The sequence below is a fragment of the Nocardia higoensis genome (assembly GCF_015477835.1).
Taxonomy (GTDB): domain Bacteria; phylum Actinomycetota; class Actinomycetes; order Mycobacteriales; family Mycobacteriaceae; genus Nocardia; species Nocardia higoensis_A.
Genome location: NZ_JADLQN010000006.1, coordinates 110056 through 129558 on the forward strand (window position 1 = coordinate 110056; position 19503 = coordinate 129558).

Consider the following 19503-nt stretch of genomic DNA (forward strand, 5'->3'; position numbering starts at 1 on the left):
CTAATGGGTGAGCAGGATCTTCACGATCACGACGGTCACCGCCACCCCGGTCAGGGCAGCGGCGGCCACCACCCAGTCCCGGGACGGACGTTCGCCGTTGAGGCGTCCGACGACGAACACAATGCCGCCGATCCGAATCAGCACGGCGATCTCCGCGAGGATTTGCGCGGTCCGTGGTTCGAGCAGACCGAACCATCCGATCGCGAGGATCACGCACGGCAGTACGGCGGAACTGAGGATCGGCACCGAGTCGCGCAGCTCGCCGATCTTCTCGGCCCGCGAGAGTTTCTGCCTGCGTCGCACACTGTGCCCGACCGATTCGGCGAAGACGTGCGCGACGAACGTGGACAGACTCGTCCCCAGCACCACCAGGATGCCGACGTGCTTGTCCGAGGTGGTGATCGGCACCAGCGCGGCGAGCACCAGGACATTGCCGTAGACGTAGGCGCTGATGCGGCTGGCGGCATTGTCGCGATGCAGCGGCACGCGCCGGGAGAACAGCGGTCCGTGCAGGATCGCCTGCGCATCGGTTTCCATGGGTCTCCTTCCGGCAGGCCACCGCGGTTCGGCAGCGGCCGGGACAGCAGCCGGCGTGCCGACGATCCGAGCCGGGCCTGCGGCGAGAACCCCTCGATGACCGCGAGGGTGATCGCCGCGGTCGTATGCCCAGGACACGGCAGCCCGACGATCGGATCGTAACCGGCGAGCGGGGTGCCGGAGGTCGCACCGAGAACTGACACGCTGCACCCCGCATGCGGCAGGCCTCCACCGATCCGGTCTCGACCTCGGCGCTCGGGCAGGCCAGCGGTCGCCCGCACCCAGCCCTCGACCGAATCCTCGACCGACGTGCAGCCGAGCTCGAGATAAGTGCGCGCGTCGAGGAAGTCCCGCGAATACGCCGTGTACACCGTGTCGAAGGCGCGCAGTCCCGCGGCCGGTCTCGCCCCGGTCCCGCACGCCGGATCGGCCGTCAGCGCGGCCGGGAGCACGCAGTCGCGGCCGTCGGGGGAGAGCGTGCCGTGGGTGCGGTAGGTCAGCCGCGCGCCGGGGAGGCCGCACCGGGCTCGGGGCACCCGGCCGATGACGGCGCAGGCGTCCAGGTCAGCCGGTGACCTGCGCATATCCCTCATTTTCGTTGCAGGGGTTGACATTCGGGCGCGCTTAAGTGAAGCTTTGTGCAGCGCCAGAGCTGTGCCTGCAAGCAGGTTCGAGCCGGTGCAGAACTCTTGTTGCGAAGCTTTCGCGACAGCAATCTCTGACTCGATTCCTTCAGTGGCTTCGACCCGCTCCGGGTCGAAGCCACAGTTGTTTTCCGGGCCCGCCGCTTTCCGCGTCGGCTCGACAAACGGCACGTCCTCGCATCTAGCTATGCGCATCATTCTATGACTCGGGAGTTTTCATGAGTGACTTCACCGTGCCCGCGACGATCTCCTCGCCTGCGAGCACCCCGTCGGCGACCTCCGTTCCAGGCATCGCATCGGCGACACCGGCGCAACTCCTGGTCTCCGGGGCCCGGGCTGCCGCGGCCGCGGGCTTTCCCGGCGTGATCGGGATGGTGCGCAATGAGCCCTACAAGGAGTACATCGCGGTCGGTTACCGCAAGTACCAGACGCAGCAACCCGCGGACTGGTCCGCGCAGTTCCGCATCGGCGCGAACACCGAAGCCTTCACCGCGACGGTCATCCTCCAGCTCGAGGCCGAAGGCGTTCTGTCGTTGGATGACACGGTGCACCAGTGGCTGCCCGGCGTCGTCGCTGCCAATGGCAACGACGGCACCACCATCACCATCCGCCAATTGCTCGATCACACTTCGGGCCTGCCGGAGTACTCCTCCGATGCTGCCTTCACCACCACTTACGCGCTGAACTTCGAGCCGAACCAGCCGTGGCCCGCACAGACCCTGGTGAACATCGCTCTCACGCATCCCCCGTTGCACGCACCCGGACAGCAGTTCGCTCACGCCAACACCAACTACGTGCTGGCGGGCATGATCATCGAGGCCTCGACCGGCAAAACCGCCGCCGCCGAGATCAACAGCCGGATTCTGATTCCCCTCGCCCTGGACGACACATCCTTCCCCACGGCGGACCCCCAGCTGTACGGCAACTACCTCGAAGGACATTCGATCACCTGGGGCATCTACCGGTTCGTCACCGCGTCCCAGGTCCAGGCCTTCGGTGCCGCGGGCGCGATCGTCTCCACGCTCGACGACCTGGCGACATTCACCCGAGCGCTCATCGGCGGCCAGTTGTTGCCCGCCGCGCAGCAGGCCGCGCTGAAAACCACGGTGCCGGTGCCGAACTCCAACGGCTCGGCCTCCTACGGCCTCGGCGTCCTGCGCGTCGAGACGAACGCGGGCCCCGTATGGCAGCACACCGGCGGAGTGCTCGGCTACTACAGCCTCTGGCTGACCTCCGACGATGGCTCGAAGCAGGTCGTGGCGGCTGCCAACGAACATCACATGACGGTCGGGACGTCGAGCCAAAGCAAGATCGGGCAAGCCGCCTTGGACGCGTACGCCGCGCTCTGACCTCGGTCGCCGCCCGATCGGCGACGGGCGCCCCATCGAATTCCGCTCCGCACCGGGCGGCACTGCCGCGCGGTCAGCCGGCATGTTCCAAGAGGTAACCGATGACCAATTCCATAGCGCCCCAGATATACCGGCCACCCTGGGTGGAGGCTCGAATCGACGCATTTCGGCGGATGACAGCCGGTGGACTCGCCGACGCACCGACCGAACCGACCTCGGTCACCACGTTCCACAACATGACGCCCCAGTCCGCTGCCAGGCGGCTGGAGCGAATACGAGCTGCCGACGCGCTCACCATCACCGCCGATGCTGTCCAATCCATGCTGTCCCCAGCACAGTCGAAGCTGACATTCGTAGACGAGCCCATCGGCGAATACCACAAGCCGTCGACCAGGCAAAAGCTTCCAGCGCCCTCCCCACCCGCACCACAGCAGTCGGGAGTGGATCAACTGCCCCCGGTTGTCAACCCCAATGCTCCCCGACCGACGCAGTGGGACGGCCCACTACCGGAACTTCCCTCGCAGCAGAACGACGAATCCGCCGCCACACCATCTCCATCCGGAACCACACCGATCCCTGTGCTTCCGGAACCAGCCCGTGCTGAAGACGCATCCGAGCACGTCTTCGGCCTACCCGACGTCACCGGGCACACGCCCGGTGACACCTGGGACGAGACGCTGCCGAACGGGATCACCCGCACCAATACGATTCCGCTCGGCAACGGGCTGAACACCGTCGACCAGGTGATCCACAACGCCGACGGCACGATCACCTATTCGCGGGTGGTCTCCGACGGCCGCGGCGGATACCAGCGATGGAACAACGATTCGACCGGGACCGCCTCTTACTACAACAGCGGCGATCCGGGAGCGATGGGCTTCGGACAGCACTTCATGCCGGGCACCTCGACATCGGGGACACCCGACCGGGAGTTCGGGACCACGCCCGGCTGGGCCGAGGTCGTCAGCCCGTCCTACGACGCGGACGGCAACCTCGTGGGCTACGACGTCGGCGTGCCCAACGCCGAGGGGCTCTACGACAACATCCACTACGACAACTACGGCAACCGCACGGTCACCACGGCCGCACCGAACGGCCACGGCGGTGTCACCAGCAGATTCTTCGAACAGGTCGACAGCGAGGGCAACGGCTGGCGCATCGGCCCGGACGACGAGCGCTGGACGATGGCCCTCGACAGCCACGGAAATCCCGTCATGATGCGAACCCGCGATCACGAAGACGGGGTGTTGCTGTCGCGGATCGACCACACCGGGCTTCGGACCGACGAATTCCGGGGCGTCGACGGTGAATGGTTCCGTGACACGACGACGCCGGACGGCCGGATCACCCGGCTGCTGCGGGACTTCACACGGATCACCTTCGACGCGGATGGTGCCGAGATCGCCCGCCAGGGCCGCCCCGACACCCGCGCGGCCTGGGAGAAGGCAGCCGGCTTCGGCCTCGCTTTCGGGAAAGGTGTCGCGAACGGCGCACTCGGCCTGGTCGAATTCGCCGGCGCGCTCTCCGGTGTCAACGCTCAGATCAACCTGGTAGGAGAGCTTTTCGGCAAGAACCCGAACCTCACCACCCTCCCGGAAGCGGTCATCGGGCTCGGCAGAACCGTTGTCGATGTCGCGGTCGCCGACTACCGGGCATGGACCACGACGAGCAGCGAACTGGGAGCGTTCCTCTCCGGTGAACAGGGCTGGGACGAAACCTGGGACGAAGCGAGCCGCGCTATCGGCAACTCCTACAACGAGATGTCCAAGCTGGTCATCGGCACCGACTGGACGGGGTTTTCCGAACATCCAGCGGAAACGCTCGGCAATGCGTCCTTCGGAATTGCTCTGCTATTCGGTGGAGGAAAGGCCCGCGGCAGCGTTGATGCGACTCCGTCGTTCCGGCCGAGTTCGGCCCGCGGCATACCCAATCACTCTCGTGGTCGGGCGCTCTTACACAACCAGCACGAATCGTTGAGGAAGCTTGGTTCGGCCTCGGAAACGCGCCCGGTCGAGGCCAAAAATGTGCAGCATCTGGAGCATAGTGGGCACACTTCTCGGAATGCTTGGGGAGAATTGGACCAGATCGAACGTGCTACGGGATCATCGTCCCTCGCACGGCGTCGTGCGCTGGAGGCGATCCTGAACTCACCCGACTTCAATAACTTCAGGTTCACGCATCGTCCGGTCTATAGCCCCACTGTATACAGTGGAATGGCCCGACAAAACACCGGAATACAGATCGGCCGGATTCCGTTCAGCTCGCGATTGGAGTTGCGGAGAACCATTGTTCACGAGGAACTCCATCACCGCTGGTTTGCGCGCGGACGGATAAATCACCACCCTCGGGACGGCAATGGGACGTCAAAACTGTTCTATGATACAGTTAATCGCTATCTCGAGTTCAGAGGATGGATGTAATGGAACAAGCTGTCAAATATAGTCAACCTTGTTCCAGTTGCGGTCAAGCCGTGACGGGGTGGCAGGGACAGGAGCTTCTCGAACATTCGAATGGCATTCGTTGGTTCATAGAATGGGAGTGCCCCTCATGTGGACTAGTAAGCGACGAGTCCGGAGCTGGGGTGGGACCGGCTACGCTGCGCCGAGCGCTGCTGGATGAGTTCGGCGGGGCAACCATAGCCGGACCGACGAGTCGCCCCGTACGCTTAGCTGTAGTGAAGCGATTGCGCGAAATACTTGGATTGTCCCCGGCTGAAGCGCTCACGGCACTGGCGGAGTCTGGACCCAGTAGGCCGATCGGCACAGAAGTCGAAATGCAGTCTGTCATGAAGACGATTGAAGGGTTAGGGTATCACTCGCATGTAATGCAGACCGAGCCTGGTGAAGATTCTCGCGACGGATAGGTCGCAGCAGTGGGTGGAGGGCTCCAGATGCAGCGTCACGTCGGTTTCCAACTATGGTTCGGATGCTGGACGCCTTAAACTCGAGGCAGCGGATAAGTGGTGGTAAATCAAGGACTCTGCGCGTGGATTTGAATAGAGGTTTTGCTGAAAACGATATATCGAAAAAAATGGGAGGTAGATATGGTTATCGCGGAAGATCGGGACGGTAATTTCCGTCCGCTCGGCGATACGGAACCTTCGAGCTGAGGATATTTCTGGGGCGTCGGCGATCGGGCGTACAGAATTCTCGGAAGATGGAGTAGTTCGCGATACGTTGGATGATTACGAGGATGGATCACGTGAAACGACAAGCTACAGTGACGTGGACATGTCGGTCTTCTGGGAGCCGATTCCCGACTTCGGTCACTGGGGCTCAGTAGCTAGATGGGATCGGGGACACAGTGGTGCATAGCCGGTCGTGTAGAGGTTGCTTCCGGCTATTGCTGACTGAGCGCCTCGAATTAGGTGGAGTGCATGAGTTCTGAGGTCGACCGACTCGGCAGGTGGGAGATGCAGCGCCGCACGGCGCTGGCAGACTTTCTTCGCGCCATCGACGTCAGCGACCTGAACATGGACATAGACCCGGCATCCCTGCTAGCCGAATTGGATATGTTCGTGGTCGGTCAAGATTTCTCTATGATGGGAGAAGAGGATTGGCTTTATCTGCATACTATGTTGGCCGCATACGTGGCCCAGGTATTCATTGTCGAGTTCGGGGCCGAATGGAAGCTTCTGGTCGATGAACGAGGGCCGAACTATGTACTCGTGGTCAGAGGTCGGGATGGGTCCGAAGGCTTCTTTTCTCCGCTAGATGTGGTTTATGAAGATTTTCAGCGAGCTGGGCCGCCCAGATTGCCCAGGATGTTAGCGGCAGCAGAAGAAAAGTTCGCCCCCGGCCCCTCTTAGAGGTGCCGCATCGGGTTCGAGATCCAGACCGTGTAGGCGTCTCGGCTGTATATCGTGGTGCAATAAATGAAGGACTCGGCGATGAATCGCTACACTTTCTGGACCGACGACGAGGGGAGGGAGTTCTTTTCGGCGGTCGCGTCAGAAATGAGCAAAACTTTCGGAATCTCCGAATCGGAGGCCCTTGGCTAGAATCAATCGACGATTCGTGGGCTTGGAATTTTTCGGAGACGATGTTATCTTTCACAAATCAGAAGATTACTGGGCAAAAGATGTGATGTTCGGCCATGGTATCTGGTCGGAATCCGGAACTGATGTAGATCCGCTGCCTGCGCCTAGTTTGTTCGAGCGTTTGCTGCATAAGCAGCCTTGGTGGATCCTCTATTGGAAATGGCGCCGCCAACGGCAGATCGCTCGGCTGCGACTCCGTGTCGAGAGGCGAGGGGATAGGTAGTCCGCCCGCTGGGTCCGAGTGTAGCCGGGCTTTCACAACTCTGAGACGCCGTCGGCTTGGACGATCGAATAGTTGCGGCCCGAGGTCGCGGAAAGTTGTCGAGTGCATTTATGTCCGATCGAAAAGTGATTGATTCTGTAGAGTTCGGTGTCGGCCGGCCACAGTCCTCCTACTCGAAAAGTGAGGCGGGACAGCTGGTTACGCCGGAGTTCCTGGCCCTGATGGAGCAGATGCTCTCCGGCCGGCTCCCGGAGCCCGCCGCAGGCGAGGAGCTCGATCCGCAGGTGAAGGCCCTGGCCGAGGAACTGTCGGTGATCCACCTGCCGGCCTGGCAACGGGGCGCGGGCACCACGGCCGAGGCGACGGTGACCGGTATCAAACAAGCCACCAGAGTCGCCGAATACCTTGTGCGGCGCGGTGTTCGAGTGCATTCGGAGCTGGAGGAGATCCGTTGGCTGCCCACCCCGGGCGGCCAGCCAGGCGCGTTCGACACCGGCCTGCACGTGCACAAGGACGAGAACGGCTGCTGGCCCGACCCTGATCCGGACTCCTTCTACGACATCGACGACATCGATGTCACTCAGACCGAGGACGGCGTGTGGTGCGCCGTCCATCCTCGGGGGCTCGTATTCGAGGCCCCGACCAAGACCGAGGCCTATGCGGGGCTCGTCGATCAGCTGCGTGAGCGGATCGAACGGGCCCGCGGGGCCGACTAACCAGGAAGGAGGTTTCCGGTGGAACGAATCGAGTTCCCGGACATCGAACAGACTCTGGTCGGGTACCTGTCCACCCAGCTCGCGGCGCTCTCCGATACCGCCGCTGTGGTGACGCGGGTGCCCGATCCGCGACCGGTGCGAATGGTGCGTGTCGTGCGCAACGACCGTAAACGACGCGAGGACGTCGAGGACAGGGAAGGGCGCCGAGGCACCCACCTGATTCTGGACAGGCCTCGCGTCGTCATCGAATGCACCGACGACGCCGGTGCCGCAGCGGCTTTGGCGAGTCGGGTGCGCGCCATCCTGTCGGGGGCGGCGCCCGGCTATCTCGGGGCTGTGTGGTGTGACCACCTCGAGGATGTCGGCGTCGAGAACGACACCGACCCGGCGACCGACGCACCGCGTCAGGTGATCGTCGCCGACCTGATCGTGCGGGGCGCAGTCTCCGCCTGATTCCCCGATTCGGGAATCACAACTGAATATCCGATCCCAAGGGGCCTGCGCAACTGATCCCAAGGGAGATATCACAATGGCTCTGCCTTCCAGCAAGTTCATCGGCGCCGGAACGCCGAACATCGCCGTGACCGGCGGCGTCCTGGTCGCCCCGCTGGGCACCACGCTGCCCACCTCGGCCGCCACCGCCCCGATCGCGGCCTTCAAGCCGCTGGGCTACGTCTCCGAAGACGGCATCGAGTCCCGCGGTGAGCGTCGGGTCGAGACCATCAAGGACTGGAACGCCGACATCATCGCCAAGCTGCAGACCGAGCATTCGGTCGCCTTCGGCCTCACCCTCTACGCGGTGTGGGACGCGGACGTGCTCAACGAGGTGTTCCATCCCGACAACGTCGATCCCACCGCCGCCACCGCCTCCACCGGCACCCTGGTGGAGGTCAGGGAGACCGGTGCGGTGCTGCCGCGCCGCTCGTGGATCTTCGACATGAAGAACGAGAACAAGAAGCTGCGGATCGTGCTGCCCAACGCGCAGATCTCCTCGGTCACCGAGAAGAAGTTCGTGTCCAGCGAACTGGCCGGTTTCACCATCACCGTCGAGGCGTTCAAGGACGACGCCGGTGTGAAGGCCTACCGCTACTTCGACGACGGCGTTTTCGCCGCCTGATAAAGCCCCCAGTGGCGGCAGGTAATTCACCTATGCGCAGGCCCGCCTGCCGCCGCTGGGCCCTTCATTCCTACCGAGCCTGCGCACACCGATGTCATGAAAGGGTCTGCGAAACCGATGACTACCCCCAAAGCCCCCCTCACGCTGAACCAGCCCATCACGGTCAAGGACGACTTCGTGGTCGAGGTCGGCGGTGTCGAAGTGCACCTGCCCTCGCTGTCGTACCTGAAGCCGGGCCTGATCCGCCGGATCCGCCGGCTCGGCGACGTGGACGCGATGTACACGTTGCTCGAACTGGTGTTGCCCGCGGAATCGCTTGCCGCGCTAGACGATATGGACCCCGACGCCTACCACGACCTGCTCGAGGCGTGGCGCGCCCATTCGGGAGTCAACCTGGGGGAATCCTAGGCCTCGATGCTCTTCTCGAAGAGCATGGCGAGGCTGTCGAATTCGATCTGATAGCTCTCGGCCTGCGGCTACGCCAGCTCGGCACCGACGTGCTGAGCTGGCGTGACCTGTTGGCCATCATCCGGTGGTTGCCCGCCGAGTCGGCGCTGCTGCGCTCGATGGATCCGGTCGGCAGCCGCTGGCAAGTCAGCCAGCACCTGCTGGCGGAAATGACCGACTCCCTGCGCTGGCTGGTGTGGGCCAAGACCCCCGATGCCCAGCAAGGCAGAAACCGGCCCGAACCGATCGCACGGCCCGGCAAGAAGACCGACCGCGAACGCGTCGGCACGGCCACCGCCATCGACCAGATGAACACGTTCCTGGAATGGGGTCGGTAACAGGCGCCGAGGTCTGGGCAGCGGCCGAGAAAGTAGATGTCAATTGAGGAGATACACATGAGCTCCGTAGTGCGGAAACCCGGAGGCTCCGATCCGTCTCCGGCGCGCCGATCCGGCGCCTCTCGGCCGGCGCGGCGTCACCCGGTGATGGGGATGCCGGACATTCTCGCGATGACCACCGTGGGCGCCTTGCCTCCGGGCAAGAAGCTCACGCTGCCCAGCGGTGCGGTGTGGGAGGGCGGGCGGAGCGCCGGAACCTCCACCATCACCTTCCCCGACGACGATCCGCTGCTCGTCGACTCGGGTGAGTCACCCGAGTCGGCCGGCGGCACGCCGGTGCGGATGGATGCCCTGGCGCGCGCGTTCCAGGGTGTGCTGGGCGTGATGCCGAGGATCTTCGCCGACTGGGTCGCATCCGGCGGTGGCAGAGAACAGGCGCGCACCAGTACCCGGATCCTGCGGATGAGTGCGCGCACCACCTTCCAGAATCCGTACCGGCCGGGGCAGCCCGACGGCGAACGCGACGAGGCCGTCACCGATTCGGGCCTTGCCGATCGCACGCCGATCCGGCGGGCATCCGGCGGCATGGTGTCGGGTCCGGGCGGTCCACGCGATGATTCAATCCTCGCCCGGCTGTCCGACGGCGAATACGTCGTCAATGCCGCGGCCACCTCGAGAGCGCTGCCGCTGCTCGATGCGATCAACGCGGGGTGGGTGCCCTCGCCCGCGTACCTGGCGCGGATGCTGCCGGGCTTCGCCGCCGGTGGACTGGTCGATTCGGCGGGCAACAACGGCGTGTGGCGGGATCTGCTCGCCCGCAACCTCGCGAAGCCGGTCGTGCCGGGTGCGGTCACCGGCACGGACTTCGGCCTGTTCGGCCTGGTCGGTGACGCTTTCGGCGCCATCGCCGACGGTGCGCTGAACGCCGGTGGGCGCGCCGGGTCCGCCCTGGGCGCGGCGATCGCGCCCGCGTTCGGTCCCGGTGGCGTGGTGAGCAGACTGTTCTCCGCGTCCGGCGGCGCCTCGACAGGCCCCATGCAGAACTTCGAAAAGCGCGATCTTCCGAGTGGGGCACCGAATCCGCTCGCCGCTTTTCTCCATATCACCCCGCAGGGGACGTCCGCGATTCCCCGTACCGCGATGCTTCCCGGCCTCAGCGGTCTCTTGTCCGGCGATTCGGCGGGCACGGATGACGGCATGGGCGAGATGGCCCGGCTCGCCGAAGCGCTCGGGCAGGGAATCGAGAGCGTCGCCGCGGATGCCGGCGCGCGAGTGGGCTCGGCGCTGGGCTCGGCGATCGGCCCGGCCCTCGGGCCGTCGGGCGCGCTCGCACCGGAGATCGGCGCCCAGCTCGGCGCCATGATCGGATCGAAATTCGGTGGCAGCCTGCGCGCTTCGATGACCATGACCGGCACAACGCCGGTCGATCCCGCGACGGGCGCCGGTACTGGCGCCCCGACGGTGGACGGGGGAGCGGTCGCTCCGACCGGAACCGCACCGGTCGCTCCGCAGGTCGGTGCGGGCGGAACGCTGCCGGGAATCCCGATCGGCGGCGAGGACGGCATTCCCCTCCAGTATCTGCTGCCCGGTGGTCGGCTCACGCCCGCGCTTTCGGTGCGTGAAGGCGGCACCGTGCAGTCCATGCTGTCCGCGCTGCGCACGGACGCGCCGAAGTCTTTGGGTGCGGCGGTGCCGCAGGCGAAGAGCCTCGAGCAGGTGATGCGGCCCTACGATCCCGTCAACGGGAGCGTCGCGGACTTCGCCCAGGTCGCCGGTGCCAAGCTCGGCGTCGATTTCGGAATCGGCGAAAACGCGGGCCGCGATATCGGTGACCTGTTCGGCGCTGTCGCCTCGCTCGACCCCGAGGGGCAGTGGGCGCCGACCCTGGCGATGGGTGTCGGCAACCTGCTGGGTATCGACTTCCGGCCGGACCAGCAGGAGGCGTTGCGGCAAAATCCCTCGGTCGAACAGCAGATCGGGTTCGCCGCTATGACAGGCGCTGTGCAGGGGCTGCGGCAGCGGGGTCTCGTCGGCGGCCTGACCGGAGCGATCAGTGGAGCCGCATCGACGGCGGGCAGCCTGCTCGGCTCCGCGGCAGGAACCGCGTTGGCCGGCTTCCTCGGCCCGGCGGCGCCGCTGGCGCCCGCCATCGGCAGCGCGATCGGCTCGATGGCGGCATCGACGGTGTCCAACCTGGTCACCCAGCCGATCGAATATGCCGCCCAGACGGCGAAAGAGGTGATCGGCACCGGTTTCGGACTCACCGATCTCGCCGAAGGTCCGGGCGGCCGGACGGCCCGCCAGGACATCTACAACTTCAACGGCATGGACCCCAAGAGCGCCGCGATCGCGGTGGAGCGGGTCAATCGGCGCCGGACGCTGGCGCAGCAACGCGGAGGAGGGCTCGGTCGATGACCCACCAGGTATTGAATGCGCACGACACGAAAGTGGTCGTGTGGGATGTCAACGGACGAGTGTGGCATCTGTCGGGCGCCAATGCCGGGCGGGAAGGGGTGCGGCTGTCGAAGCAGGCCGGATTCATGTTCGCGCCGGTGCAGCTGTTGGTGTCCGAGGGCGCCCGCCAGGACGGTGCCACCTTCCAGCGATCGGTCCGGTCGAAGAAGGAATGGGACTTCCTCGTGGTGATCTCGGCTACCGCGCACCGTCCCGTCTCCGACCCGGTGCGCGACTTCCTCGCGGTCCACGACGCCTGGTTCCGCGGCTGGTCGACCGACAAGCCGGTCACCGTCGGCTATTTCACCCGGCATCAGGGGTGGCGTTTCCAGCAAGCCCAGCTCGACGCCGCGCCGGAACCGATGGGTGACATCGATCCGGCGCGCAACGCGTTCGCCATCTACAAGATGTCCGCGACGGCCATGGACCCGCTGGAACATCACTTCGAGGAAACCTCGGTGTTCACCGATGTCGCCGGCATCGGTGAAGGCGTCGTGCGGGCGCGCAATGCCGCCGACCAGCCTGCCTGGCCGCGCTACACCATGAACGGGCCGGGACGCTGGGCGATCCAGGATCCGGTCGGCGGCGAACAACCGCGGCTGGTGCAGACACCTGTGTTGAGCGAGGGCGAGACCCTCCGAATCGACACCCATCCGCGGCACCGCACCGCCACTGTGTACAGCGCCGAGAATCCGCGAGGCCGCAATGTGTGGGCGCAGCTGGCGGGCAGACACTGGCTGGCGGCGCTCCCGCCGTGGAGTTCGACCGACATCACCGTCACCGTGGACGGCGGCACCACCGCGTCGAGCCTGATCGTGTCCGTCACCCCGCGATCGTCGAGGCCGTTCTGATGAGCGAACCGACCTGGGATCCGCACGCGCAAGCGCGCCACATGGACGACATCTACCGGATCGAGCAGGAGCACGCCCGCGATTCCGATGTGCTGGTGCGCTATTGGGACAAGTTCATGCGCGAGGTGGGCGAGGAGCACAGCTATCTGTCGCTCGAGTTCACCTATCCGCGCAACGCGGCGGGCGGACTCAAGATGATCTGCCCGCGCGACATGGTGCACTTCGACCATCTGTTCAACAACGAGGACGGGGCCGACGCCACCATCCCGATCACGGTCAACACCCGAGGTTTCCGGTGGGACGGCTACATCACCAAAGCCGCCCTGGTCCGTGACGAGAACGGCGTCGAGACAGTGGACATCGAGGCGATCCACGCCTGGAACCACATCTCTACGATCTGCTGCTGGGCGTCGCCGTTCGCGCCGATCCTGGCACAGTTCCCCCGGCACATGATCCAGTTCGGTCCGGTCCGCACCCTGGTGACCACCTACCTCACCGCGAATCTCATGCGCCTGCAGGCGCCGGGCTGGGCGCCGCCGGGAACCGCGGACAACCCCGGCTGGGCAGGTGCGGGCAACCCGTTGTTCCCGATCGCGGTGGTCCCCGTCGACCCGCGCACCGACACCAGCCGCTGGAGCGCGGCCTCGGCACGTTTCGACATGGCGGACAAGCTGTTCATGCCGATGCTCGAGGATTCCGGTGTCATGCTGACGGCCCGGTTCTTCCTCCCCGAGGAGGACGAGCAACCGGCCCCGGAGTGGTTCTATCTGGAGCGGCCCACCGTCGTCCTGGAAACGGTCGACAAGTCCGGTGTGACCGGCCCGACGGGTACCTTGCTCGACGGCATCAAGTCCTGGCTGGAAGAGTTCGCCGAGGACGGCACCACGCCGATCCGCTATCCGAACTTCGAATCGACCACCGAATACGAAGCGGTGTACGGCAATTACGGCAAGTTCGGCACCTTCAAGAATCTTCCGTGGGTGTGGTACTTCGAAGGCGAGTACTCCGGAATCGGGCGATCCGAGGTGGCCCTGCACAAGCCCACGGCGACCGACGTCATCATCGGCGGCCGGTCACCGGGCTGGGTCAACGCGGGCATCGAGATCGCGATCAAAGGGCTGTTGTCGCTGATCGGCATGGATTGGCTGTACCGGGGCCAGCTCAACGACGTGTTCCTGGCATGGAACGTCTACCGGGACATGGAGCGGGTGGAGCGCAGCGGCCCGTATGCGTTCCGCGAGCTGTACATCACCGGCAGTGACAAGGCGTTCACCCTCGACGGTTTCGTCGCGGCCCGCCAGGGCCTGCATCTCACCCGCGGCTACACCAGTCATCGCGTGACCGTGGAAGACAACGCCCCCTATCTGCTCGGCCGGGATTTCGGACTCGGCGACCAGATCGGTTTCGCCATGGGACAGCTCATCTTCACCGACTACGTGACGGAGCTGACCTTCACCGACGACCGGGAGACTCCCGCCACCTGGCAGATCACGGTCGGCGACGGTTCCGACGAGGAGGACGCGGTGGTCAAGGCATGGCAGCGGCTGGGCCGGGTCGCGGCCGCCATCAAGGATCTCGCCACCGATGTCGGCGCCGATCTCGACCTGCTCATCTTCTGACCTTGTCCCGCGAGGAGAAAACAATGGCAGACACCACTTTTCCAGCACACATCACTCTCCGCGCCGATCCCGATGCCGACGGATTGCCCGTTCTGACCGCCGAGGTCACGGTGAACCCCACGGTCGCGGAACTTTCGCTACCCCAGGGGCCCACGGGTCCGGCCGGGCGTCGCGGATTGCCGCGCACGACCTTCCACAAGATGGGGGAGATCGCCGACGCCGCCGCGCGCCCGTCCGGTCTCGGACCCGACGACCGCGGCAAGTGGTGGCATCGCCTCGACGACGACGGCATGGACGTGTGGACCGGCGCCGGCTGGCAGCATTCGCCGAACGCGGTCGGTCCGGCCGGTCCCGCCGCCGATTCGATCGAGTTCACCGACGTCCGCACGGTGCACGAGCCCGCCCTGACCAACCCGGCCGTGGTGGTCACCGGATCCGGTGCCGCGCAGATGCTCTCGGTCACCGTCCCGGCCGGGCTGCGTGGTCCGAAGGGTCCGCCGGGTGCGTCGGGCACCATCGGGTCAGCCCCCGATTTCGACACCACGGTAGGGCCCACCGATGGCGGCGTGTTCGGCTATCAGCGCGGTTCCCGCAAGTTCCAGGCGCTGGCGGCCCCGACCGGACGCGGGCCATGGGCCTGGTACGACACCGACTTCGCGGCCGACCAAGCCGGGGCGGCCGCGCAGCTGGTGGCGGGGACCTTCACGGTGCCTGCCATGCCGTTCGAATGGCGCCCCACCGTGTACGGCCACCTGTCGGTCTACTGCCAGGACTCCGGCCAGCAGTTCTACCGGGTCACCGTGCGGCTCATGCACTCCGAGGGACAGATCGTCGCGATGGCTCGGCCGGGCATCACCGGCGGCGGCTACTTGATGACGCCGTTCGCGCCCGCGTACAGCGACGCCGACGCGACCAAATCGCTCTCGCCGACCGCGACATACGCGACCGTCCCCGCCGGTCAACCAGTGAATCTGGTGGTCACGGTGGACCGGCTCAACGCGAGCAGCACCAGCACCGGCGAGATCGGCTATCAGCGCGCGGGCGCATCCCTGGTCGTCTACGCCACACCCACCCGAGCAAGGAGGTGACATGTCCACGGTAGGGGAATATTTCGATTCCACGATCATTCGCGGCATCGATGAGGGCTCCGGCGCGTCCGGCGTAGTGCAGGCACTGCAGGCGACGCCGCGCGACGGGGCACTCGAACTCATGACCGGCCCGCCCGGCGCCGTCGGCCCGCAGGGACCGACGGCGCACGCGTTCCGATGGGAAGGCGACATCGCCGACCAGAACGCCTTGAACGCGCTCGCGCCCCGTCTGACCCAGGCGCACGCGGGCAAAGCATGGCGCGTGCTGGCCACCGACACGCTGATGTATTGGAACGGAACGAGTTTCGACTCTTTCGCCGACGCTTTCGGCGCCATGGGCCCCGACGGCGAGCCGTGTTCGGTGTCGATCGGTGTCGTCGACACCGGTCCCGTGGGCAGCCCGTTGCAGGTCTCGGTCATCGGGACAGCGCCGAACGTGACGGTGAACCTCACCGTTCCCCGGGGTGTGAAGGGGATCGTCGGCGAAGCGGGGCCGCCCGGCCCGATCCGCAACGCCGCCGACTACGCCGACGGTGTCCACGCCGACGGTTCGGTCCCGGTGTGGAACGAGACCACCGGCAAGTGGACACCTCGCCCCAACCCGGGTTTGCGTGGGCCGTGGTCGATCGTCGAAACGTCGGCGTGGAACGGGGGAGCCGGTTTCTCCGCTTCCCAGACGAACGTCTCCACCTCACCGAACACCATCGCCCGCCTCGACATCCCGGCACAGGATGTCGCGTGGCGTCCGCTCGTGTCCGGCGGCGTGGTGGTGCGCACGCAGGAGGGCTCCACCAGCTACGCCACCCGCGTCGACACCGAGGTGCGGATCGGATCGAATTCCGGCCAGATCGTCGCCCTCGGCACCGGCTGGCCGTTCGGTATCACCGTCTGCACCCCGCTGCGCCCGTTCTTCGGCGCCTCGATCGCCGATCCGAGCAGCTCGGTGGGCGTCGTCCCCGCAGGCCAGGCGGTGACCCTCTACGTGGTCCTGCGCCGTGCCCAGGGCAGCTCCAATTACTCGTACACCATGTCCGGCGCGCAGATCGTGTGCTGGGCGCAACCAGTGGCGGCATCATGACCGACGACCCGAATATCGTCTACGACGACGACATCATGATCACCATGCGCGGTGTGTCCGACTCGGTCGGGCTGCCGTTCACGGTCAATCCCATGGAAGTGGTGGACCGCCGGGCGCTGGTGGAGATCCGCGAAGGACTTCCCGGCCCGGCCGGCCCGGACGGCGATCCGGCGTGGCCGTGGCTGTGGCAGGGCGATGTCGCCGATGTCCCGGCGCTGCTCGCGCTCGCTCCGACCACTGCCGACGCGCGCAAAGCGTGGCGGGTCGTCTCGGAGAACCGCGTCTATTACTGGACCGGCCTGGAATTCATCGCCTTCGCCGATGCCTTCGGCGCCGCCGGGCGCAGAGGCACAGCCACGACGCTCACCGGGGCCGGTGTCGCCGGGCCGCCCGGCTCGAACGCGACCGCGCAGGTCACCGGCACCGCGCCGCATCAGCAGTTGCAGATCACCTTCCCGAGAGGGGAGACCGGCGACGCAGGTCCGCCCGGCGGCCCCGGACGCATCCAGGACGCCAGTGATGTCCTCGTCGACGAGGACAATCCGCTCGGCCAGGATTTCATCCTGTCCTGGGACGCGGCACTGGAGAAGTTCCGGCCCGTGCCCAATCCGGCGCCCGCCGGTCCGTGGGCCATCGCGAGCAACCAGTTCACCGGCGGCACCAATATTCCCGACGCCAGCCGCGTGGTCGCCACCCTCACCATCCCGGCGCAGCCGGCGCCGTGGCGTCCACGCGTGGAGGGCGGTCTGATCGTGCAGACGCACGTCAGTCAGCTCAATGGTTCGCACTGCGACATCGAGGTGCGTGTCGGCGACATCCGCGGAGACCTGGTGGGCTACGGCTACACCCTCGGCGCCAGCAATCTCACCCGTATCCCGATCTTCCCGAAGTTCGAGTACGCGCTCTCGCCCGCCTCCACCGTGGGGGTGATCCCGGCGAATCAGACGACCACCCTCTATGTCGTCGTCCGCCGTGTCGGTACCTCGAAATTCAGCGTCTCGACCAACGGCGCGCAGCTCATCGTCTACGCCGAGCCGGTGTAGCGGCCGCGTTCCCACCCCAGCCGTCTCTCGGCTGCCCACTCCGAAAGGCATCGATCCATGGCCGATCTGCCCCCTCTGAAGTACGGAAAGGTCGTCGGGCGTTTCCTCGCCAACATCAGCGACGGCCCCGACATCGGCGACCTTCCCGAATTCCCTCCGCTCACCGGCACGGTCACCTTCACCGCCGAGACGCCGAAGGTGCTCGTCGCCGACGCCGTGCCCGCGCCCGCCACCTACGTACAGTTGCCCCAGCACTACGAGTGCTCACTGGACGAGTTCGGCTACCTCACCTGGCGAGGCGGTCGCGGAGTGCGACTGGTCGCGCCGAGCGCGGCCACCAATCCGGCCGACTGGACCTGGCGGGCGACCTTCGACCTGTCCTATGACGGCGAACCGGTGCCCTTGCAGCCGTTCAGTTTTCACGTCCCGGAGTATCTGCCCGGCCCGGACCCGGAGAATCCCGACACCGGCTCCTCCGGTCTCGTCGATCTCACCCTGGCCTCCCCGGTCCCGGCCTCACCGGGCAATGCCGTGGTGGTCGGGCCCCGCGGTGAGGGCATCCGGATCGACGGCCGGGTGGCGACCTACTCCGCGCTGCCCGCGACACCGCAGGAAGGCGCCCATTACGTGGTGGCCGCCGACAACCTGCTCTACGTCTACCACGCCGCGGATGGCGGCTGGTTGCCCGACGGCCAGGGCATCGTCATCCGCGGCCCGGCCGGGTCCAGCGATTGGGCCGCGATCACCGGCAAACCGGCGACCTTCCCGCCCACCATCGGATCGACGGCGACCACCGCCGTCGCCGGCGACGATCCCCGGCTGTCCAACGCCCGGACGCCGATCGCCCATACTCACCCGGCAAATCAGATCGCCGACTCGACCACCGTCGGTCGTGCGGTGTTGACCGCTGCCGACGCCGCCGCCGCCCGCACCGCTCTCGAAGCGGTCGCCGCGACCGATGCCCGACTCAGCGATGCCAGGACGCCGACCGCGCTCGGCCAGATCTACGACATCGCCTTCAAGTCGCACAACGGCATCCGTGCCGCGGGCGCGGGCAATGTGATGCCCGAGGGCTTGCGTCTGGAACGGAAGGTCACCGTCACCTCCATCACCTATCGGGGTGAGACCTCGGGCACCGGAAACCTGGTCGTCGAGCTGCGACAGAACGGCACCGCTGTGGCGCTCACCTCGGCGACGATCGCCGCCGCCGCTCACGCGACCGACACCACCCTCACCGGTTCGTGGGTCTTCAACGCGGGCGACCGGATCACCGTGCACATCACGACCGTGGACAGCCCGGCCGGTCGCGGTCTGCAGGCGAGCCTGCGAGGGGTGACGTCCTGATGCCCTTCGTGATCGTCGGTGGCGGGGCGCCGTTTGTGCCCACGTCCATGAACAAGAACGGCTCGTACACGATGCAGATCGGTACCACCGCGAATCCGTGGTGGCCGGTGCCGGGCTGGGCCGCCGACAGCGCGTATCCGGGGTCCACGGTGGTCGGCGAGGGATTGCGGGTGTCGGCGGACAAGGTCGCGGCGACCATCACCGCCAATCTGGTGTTCTCCGGTGGTGATGCGGCTTCGAACACGCAGAAGGCCAGATTGTTGGTCGATGGTGTTCCGGTCGTCGAGGGCCCCACGGTGACCGGTACGTCGGGTGTGTTGATCGCCACCGTGAGCCGTGATGTGGTCGAGGGCTCGATCATCACTGTGGAAGCCGTCGCCGAGGCCGGGCTCGCAGCCTGGGTCCCATCGATCACCGCGTCCGGCAGTTACGTCCGCATCACCTGACCGGGGCGGTCGCAGCGGTATCACCCGCGAACGTCGCAAGCCAACTGAACATAGGACGCCGATCGGCCCGCTCCCTTGTGGAGCGGGCCATTTTTCGGTGCTGCATAGAGAAGGTTCCGCACGATGGCGATGCCAGAAGATACCTACGACCCGTTGGCGGGGTCGCGGTG

17 protein-coding genes are annotated in these 19503 nt (G+C 66.1%); 16 read left to right on the forward strand and 1 reads right to left on the reverse strand.

Annotated features, from left to right (window positions below):
* Entirely contained in the window at window positions 1–537 is a 537-nt protein-coding gene (locus tag IU449_RS24475) for a hypothetical protein (RefSeq protein ID WP_195004506.1), read from the reverse strand.
* A gap of 862 nt (window positions 538–1399) precedes the next feature.
* Between IU449_RS24475 and IU449_RS24480 the strand changes: the two genes are divergently transcribed.
* The 16 genes from IU449_RS24480 (at window position 1400) to IU449_RS24555 (ending at window position 19333) form a co-directional block, all read left to right on the forward strand.
* Entirely contained in the window at window positions 1400–2530 is a 1131-nt protein-coding gene (locus IU449_RS24480; protein ID WP_195004507.1) for a serine hydrolase domain-containing protein, read from the forward strand.
* Between the two features lie 101 nt (window positions 2531–2631).
* A complete protein-coding gene (locus tag IU449_RS24485) occupies window positions 2632–4950 on the forward strand; it encodes a hypothetical protein (RefSeq protein WP_195004508.1) in 2319 nt (772 codons plus the stop codon).
* 956 nt (window positions 4951–5906) lie between these two features.
* The gene (locus IU449_RS24490) at window positions 5907–6338 is read left to right on the forward strand and encodes a hypothetical protein (protein WP_195004509.1); all 432 of its coding nucleotides are present in this window, start codon (window positions 5907–5909) and stop codon (window positions 6336–6338) included.
* Window positions 6339–6917: 579 nt separating this feature from the next.
* Window positions 6918–7508 carry a hypothetical protein gene (locus tag IU449_RS24495; protein ID WP_195004510.1) on the forward strand — a complete coding sequence of 197 codons (591 nt, stop codon included), beginning with the start codon at window positions 6918–6920 and terminating at the stop codon, window positions 7506–7508.
* Between the two features lie 18 nt (window positions 7509–7526).
* Entirely contained in the window at window positions 7527–7961 is a 435-nt protein-coding gene (locus IU449_RS24500; protein WP_195004511.1) for a hypothetical protein, read from the forward strand.
* A gap of 76 nt (window positions 7962–8037) precedes the next feature.
* Entirely contained in the window at window positions 8038–8625 is a 588-nt protein-coding gene (locus IU449_RS24505; RefSeq protein ID WP_195004512.1) for a hypothetical protein, read from the forward strand.
* Between the two features lie 117 nt (window positions 8626–8742).
* On the forward strand, window positions 8743–9033 hold the full coding sequence (locus IU449_RS24510) for a hypothetical protein (protein WP_195004513.1): 291 nt from the start codon (window positions 8743–8745) through the stop codon (window positions 9031–9033).
* Entirely contained in the window at window positions 8994–9410 is a 417-nt protein-coding gene (locus IU449_RS29715; protein ID WP_324188420.1) for a DUF5361 domain-containing protein, read from the forward strand. Before IU449_RS24510 ends, IU449_RS29715 begins: the two co-directional genes overlap by 40 nt.
* A 171-nt stretch (window positions 9411–9581) precedes the next feature.
* Complete coding sequence (locus tag IU449_RS24520; RefSeq protein ID WP_195004514.1) at window positions 9582–11825, forward strand: hypothetical protein; 2244 nt, start codon at window positions 9582–9584, stop codon at window positions 11823–11825.
* A complete protein-coding gene (locus IU449_RS24525; protein WP_228805653.1) occupies window positions 11822–12715 on the forward strand; it encodes a phage tail protein in 894 nt (297 codons plus the stop codon). The genes IU449_RS24520 and IU449_RS24525 overlap by 4 nt, the downstream gene beginning before the upstream one ends.
* On the forward strand, window positions 12715–14334 hold the full coding sequence (locus IU449_RS24530) for a phage tail protein (RefSeq protein ID WP_228805654.1): 1620 nt from the start codon (window positions 12715–12717) through the stop codon (window positions 14332–14334). Before IU449_RS24525 ends, IU449_RS24530 begins: the two co-directional genes overlap by 1 nt.
* 23 nt (window positions 14335–14357) lie before the next feature.
* Window positions 14358–15422 carry a hypothetical protein gene (locus tag IU449_RS24535; protein WP_195004515.1) on the forward strand — a complete coding sequence of 355 codons (1065 nt, stop codon included), beginning with the start codon at window positions 14358–14360 and terminating at the stop codon, window positions 15420–15422.
* Between the two features lies 1 nt (window position 15423).
* Entirely contained in the window at window positions 15424–16500 is a 1077-nt protein-coding gene (locus IU449_RS24540; RefSeq protein WP_195004516.1) for a hypothetical protein, read from the forward strand.
* On the forward strand, window positions 16497–17543 hold the full coding sequence (locus IU449_RS24545; protein WP_195004517.1) for a hypothetical protein: 1047 nt from the start codon (window positions 16497–16499) through the stop codon (window positions 17541–17543). The genes IU449_RS24540 and IU449_RS24545 overlap by 4 nt, the downstream gene beginning before the upstream one ends.
* Before the next feature lie 57 nt (window positions 17544–17600).
* The gene (locus IU449_RS24550; RefSeq protein WP_195004518.1) at window positions 17601–18887 is read left to right on the forward strand and encodes a hypothetical protein; all 1287 of its coding nucleotides are present in this window, start codon (window positions 17601–17603) and stop codon (window positions 18885–18887) included.
* Window positions 18887–19333: a hypothetical protein gene (locus tag IU449_RS24555; RefSeq protein ID WP_195004519.1), complete on the forward strand. Its 447-nt coding sequence runs from the start codon at window positions 18887–18889 to the stop codon at window positions 19331–19333. Before IU449_RS24550 ends, IU449_RS24555 begins: the two co-directional genes overlap by 1 nt.
* The last annotated feature ends 170 nt before the right edge of the window (window positions 19334–19503 follow it).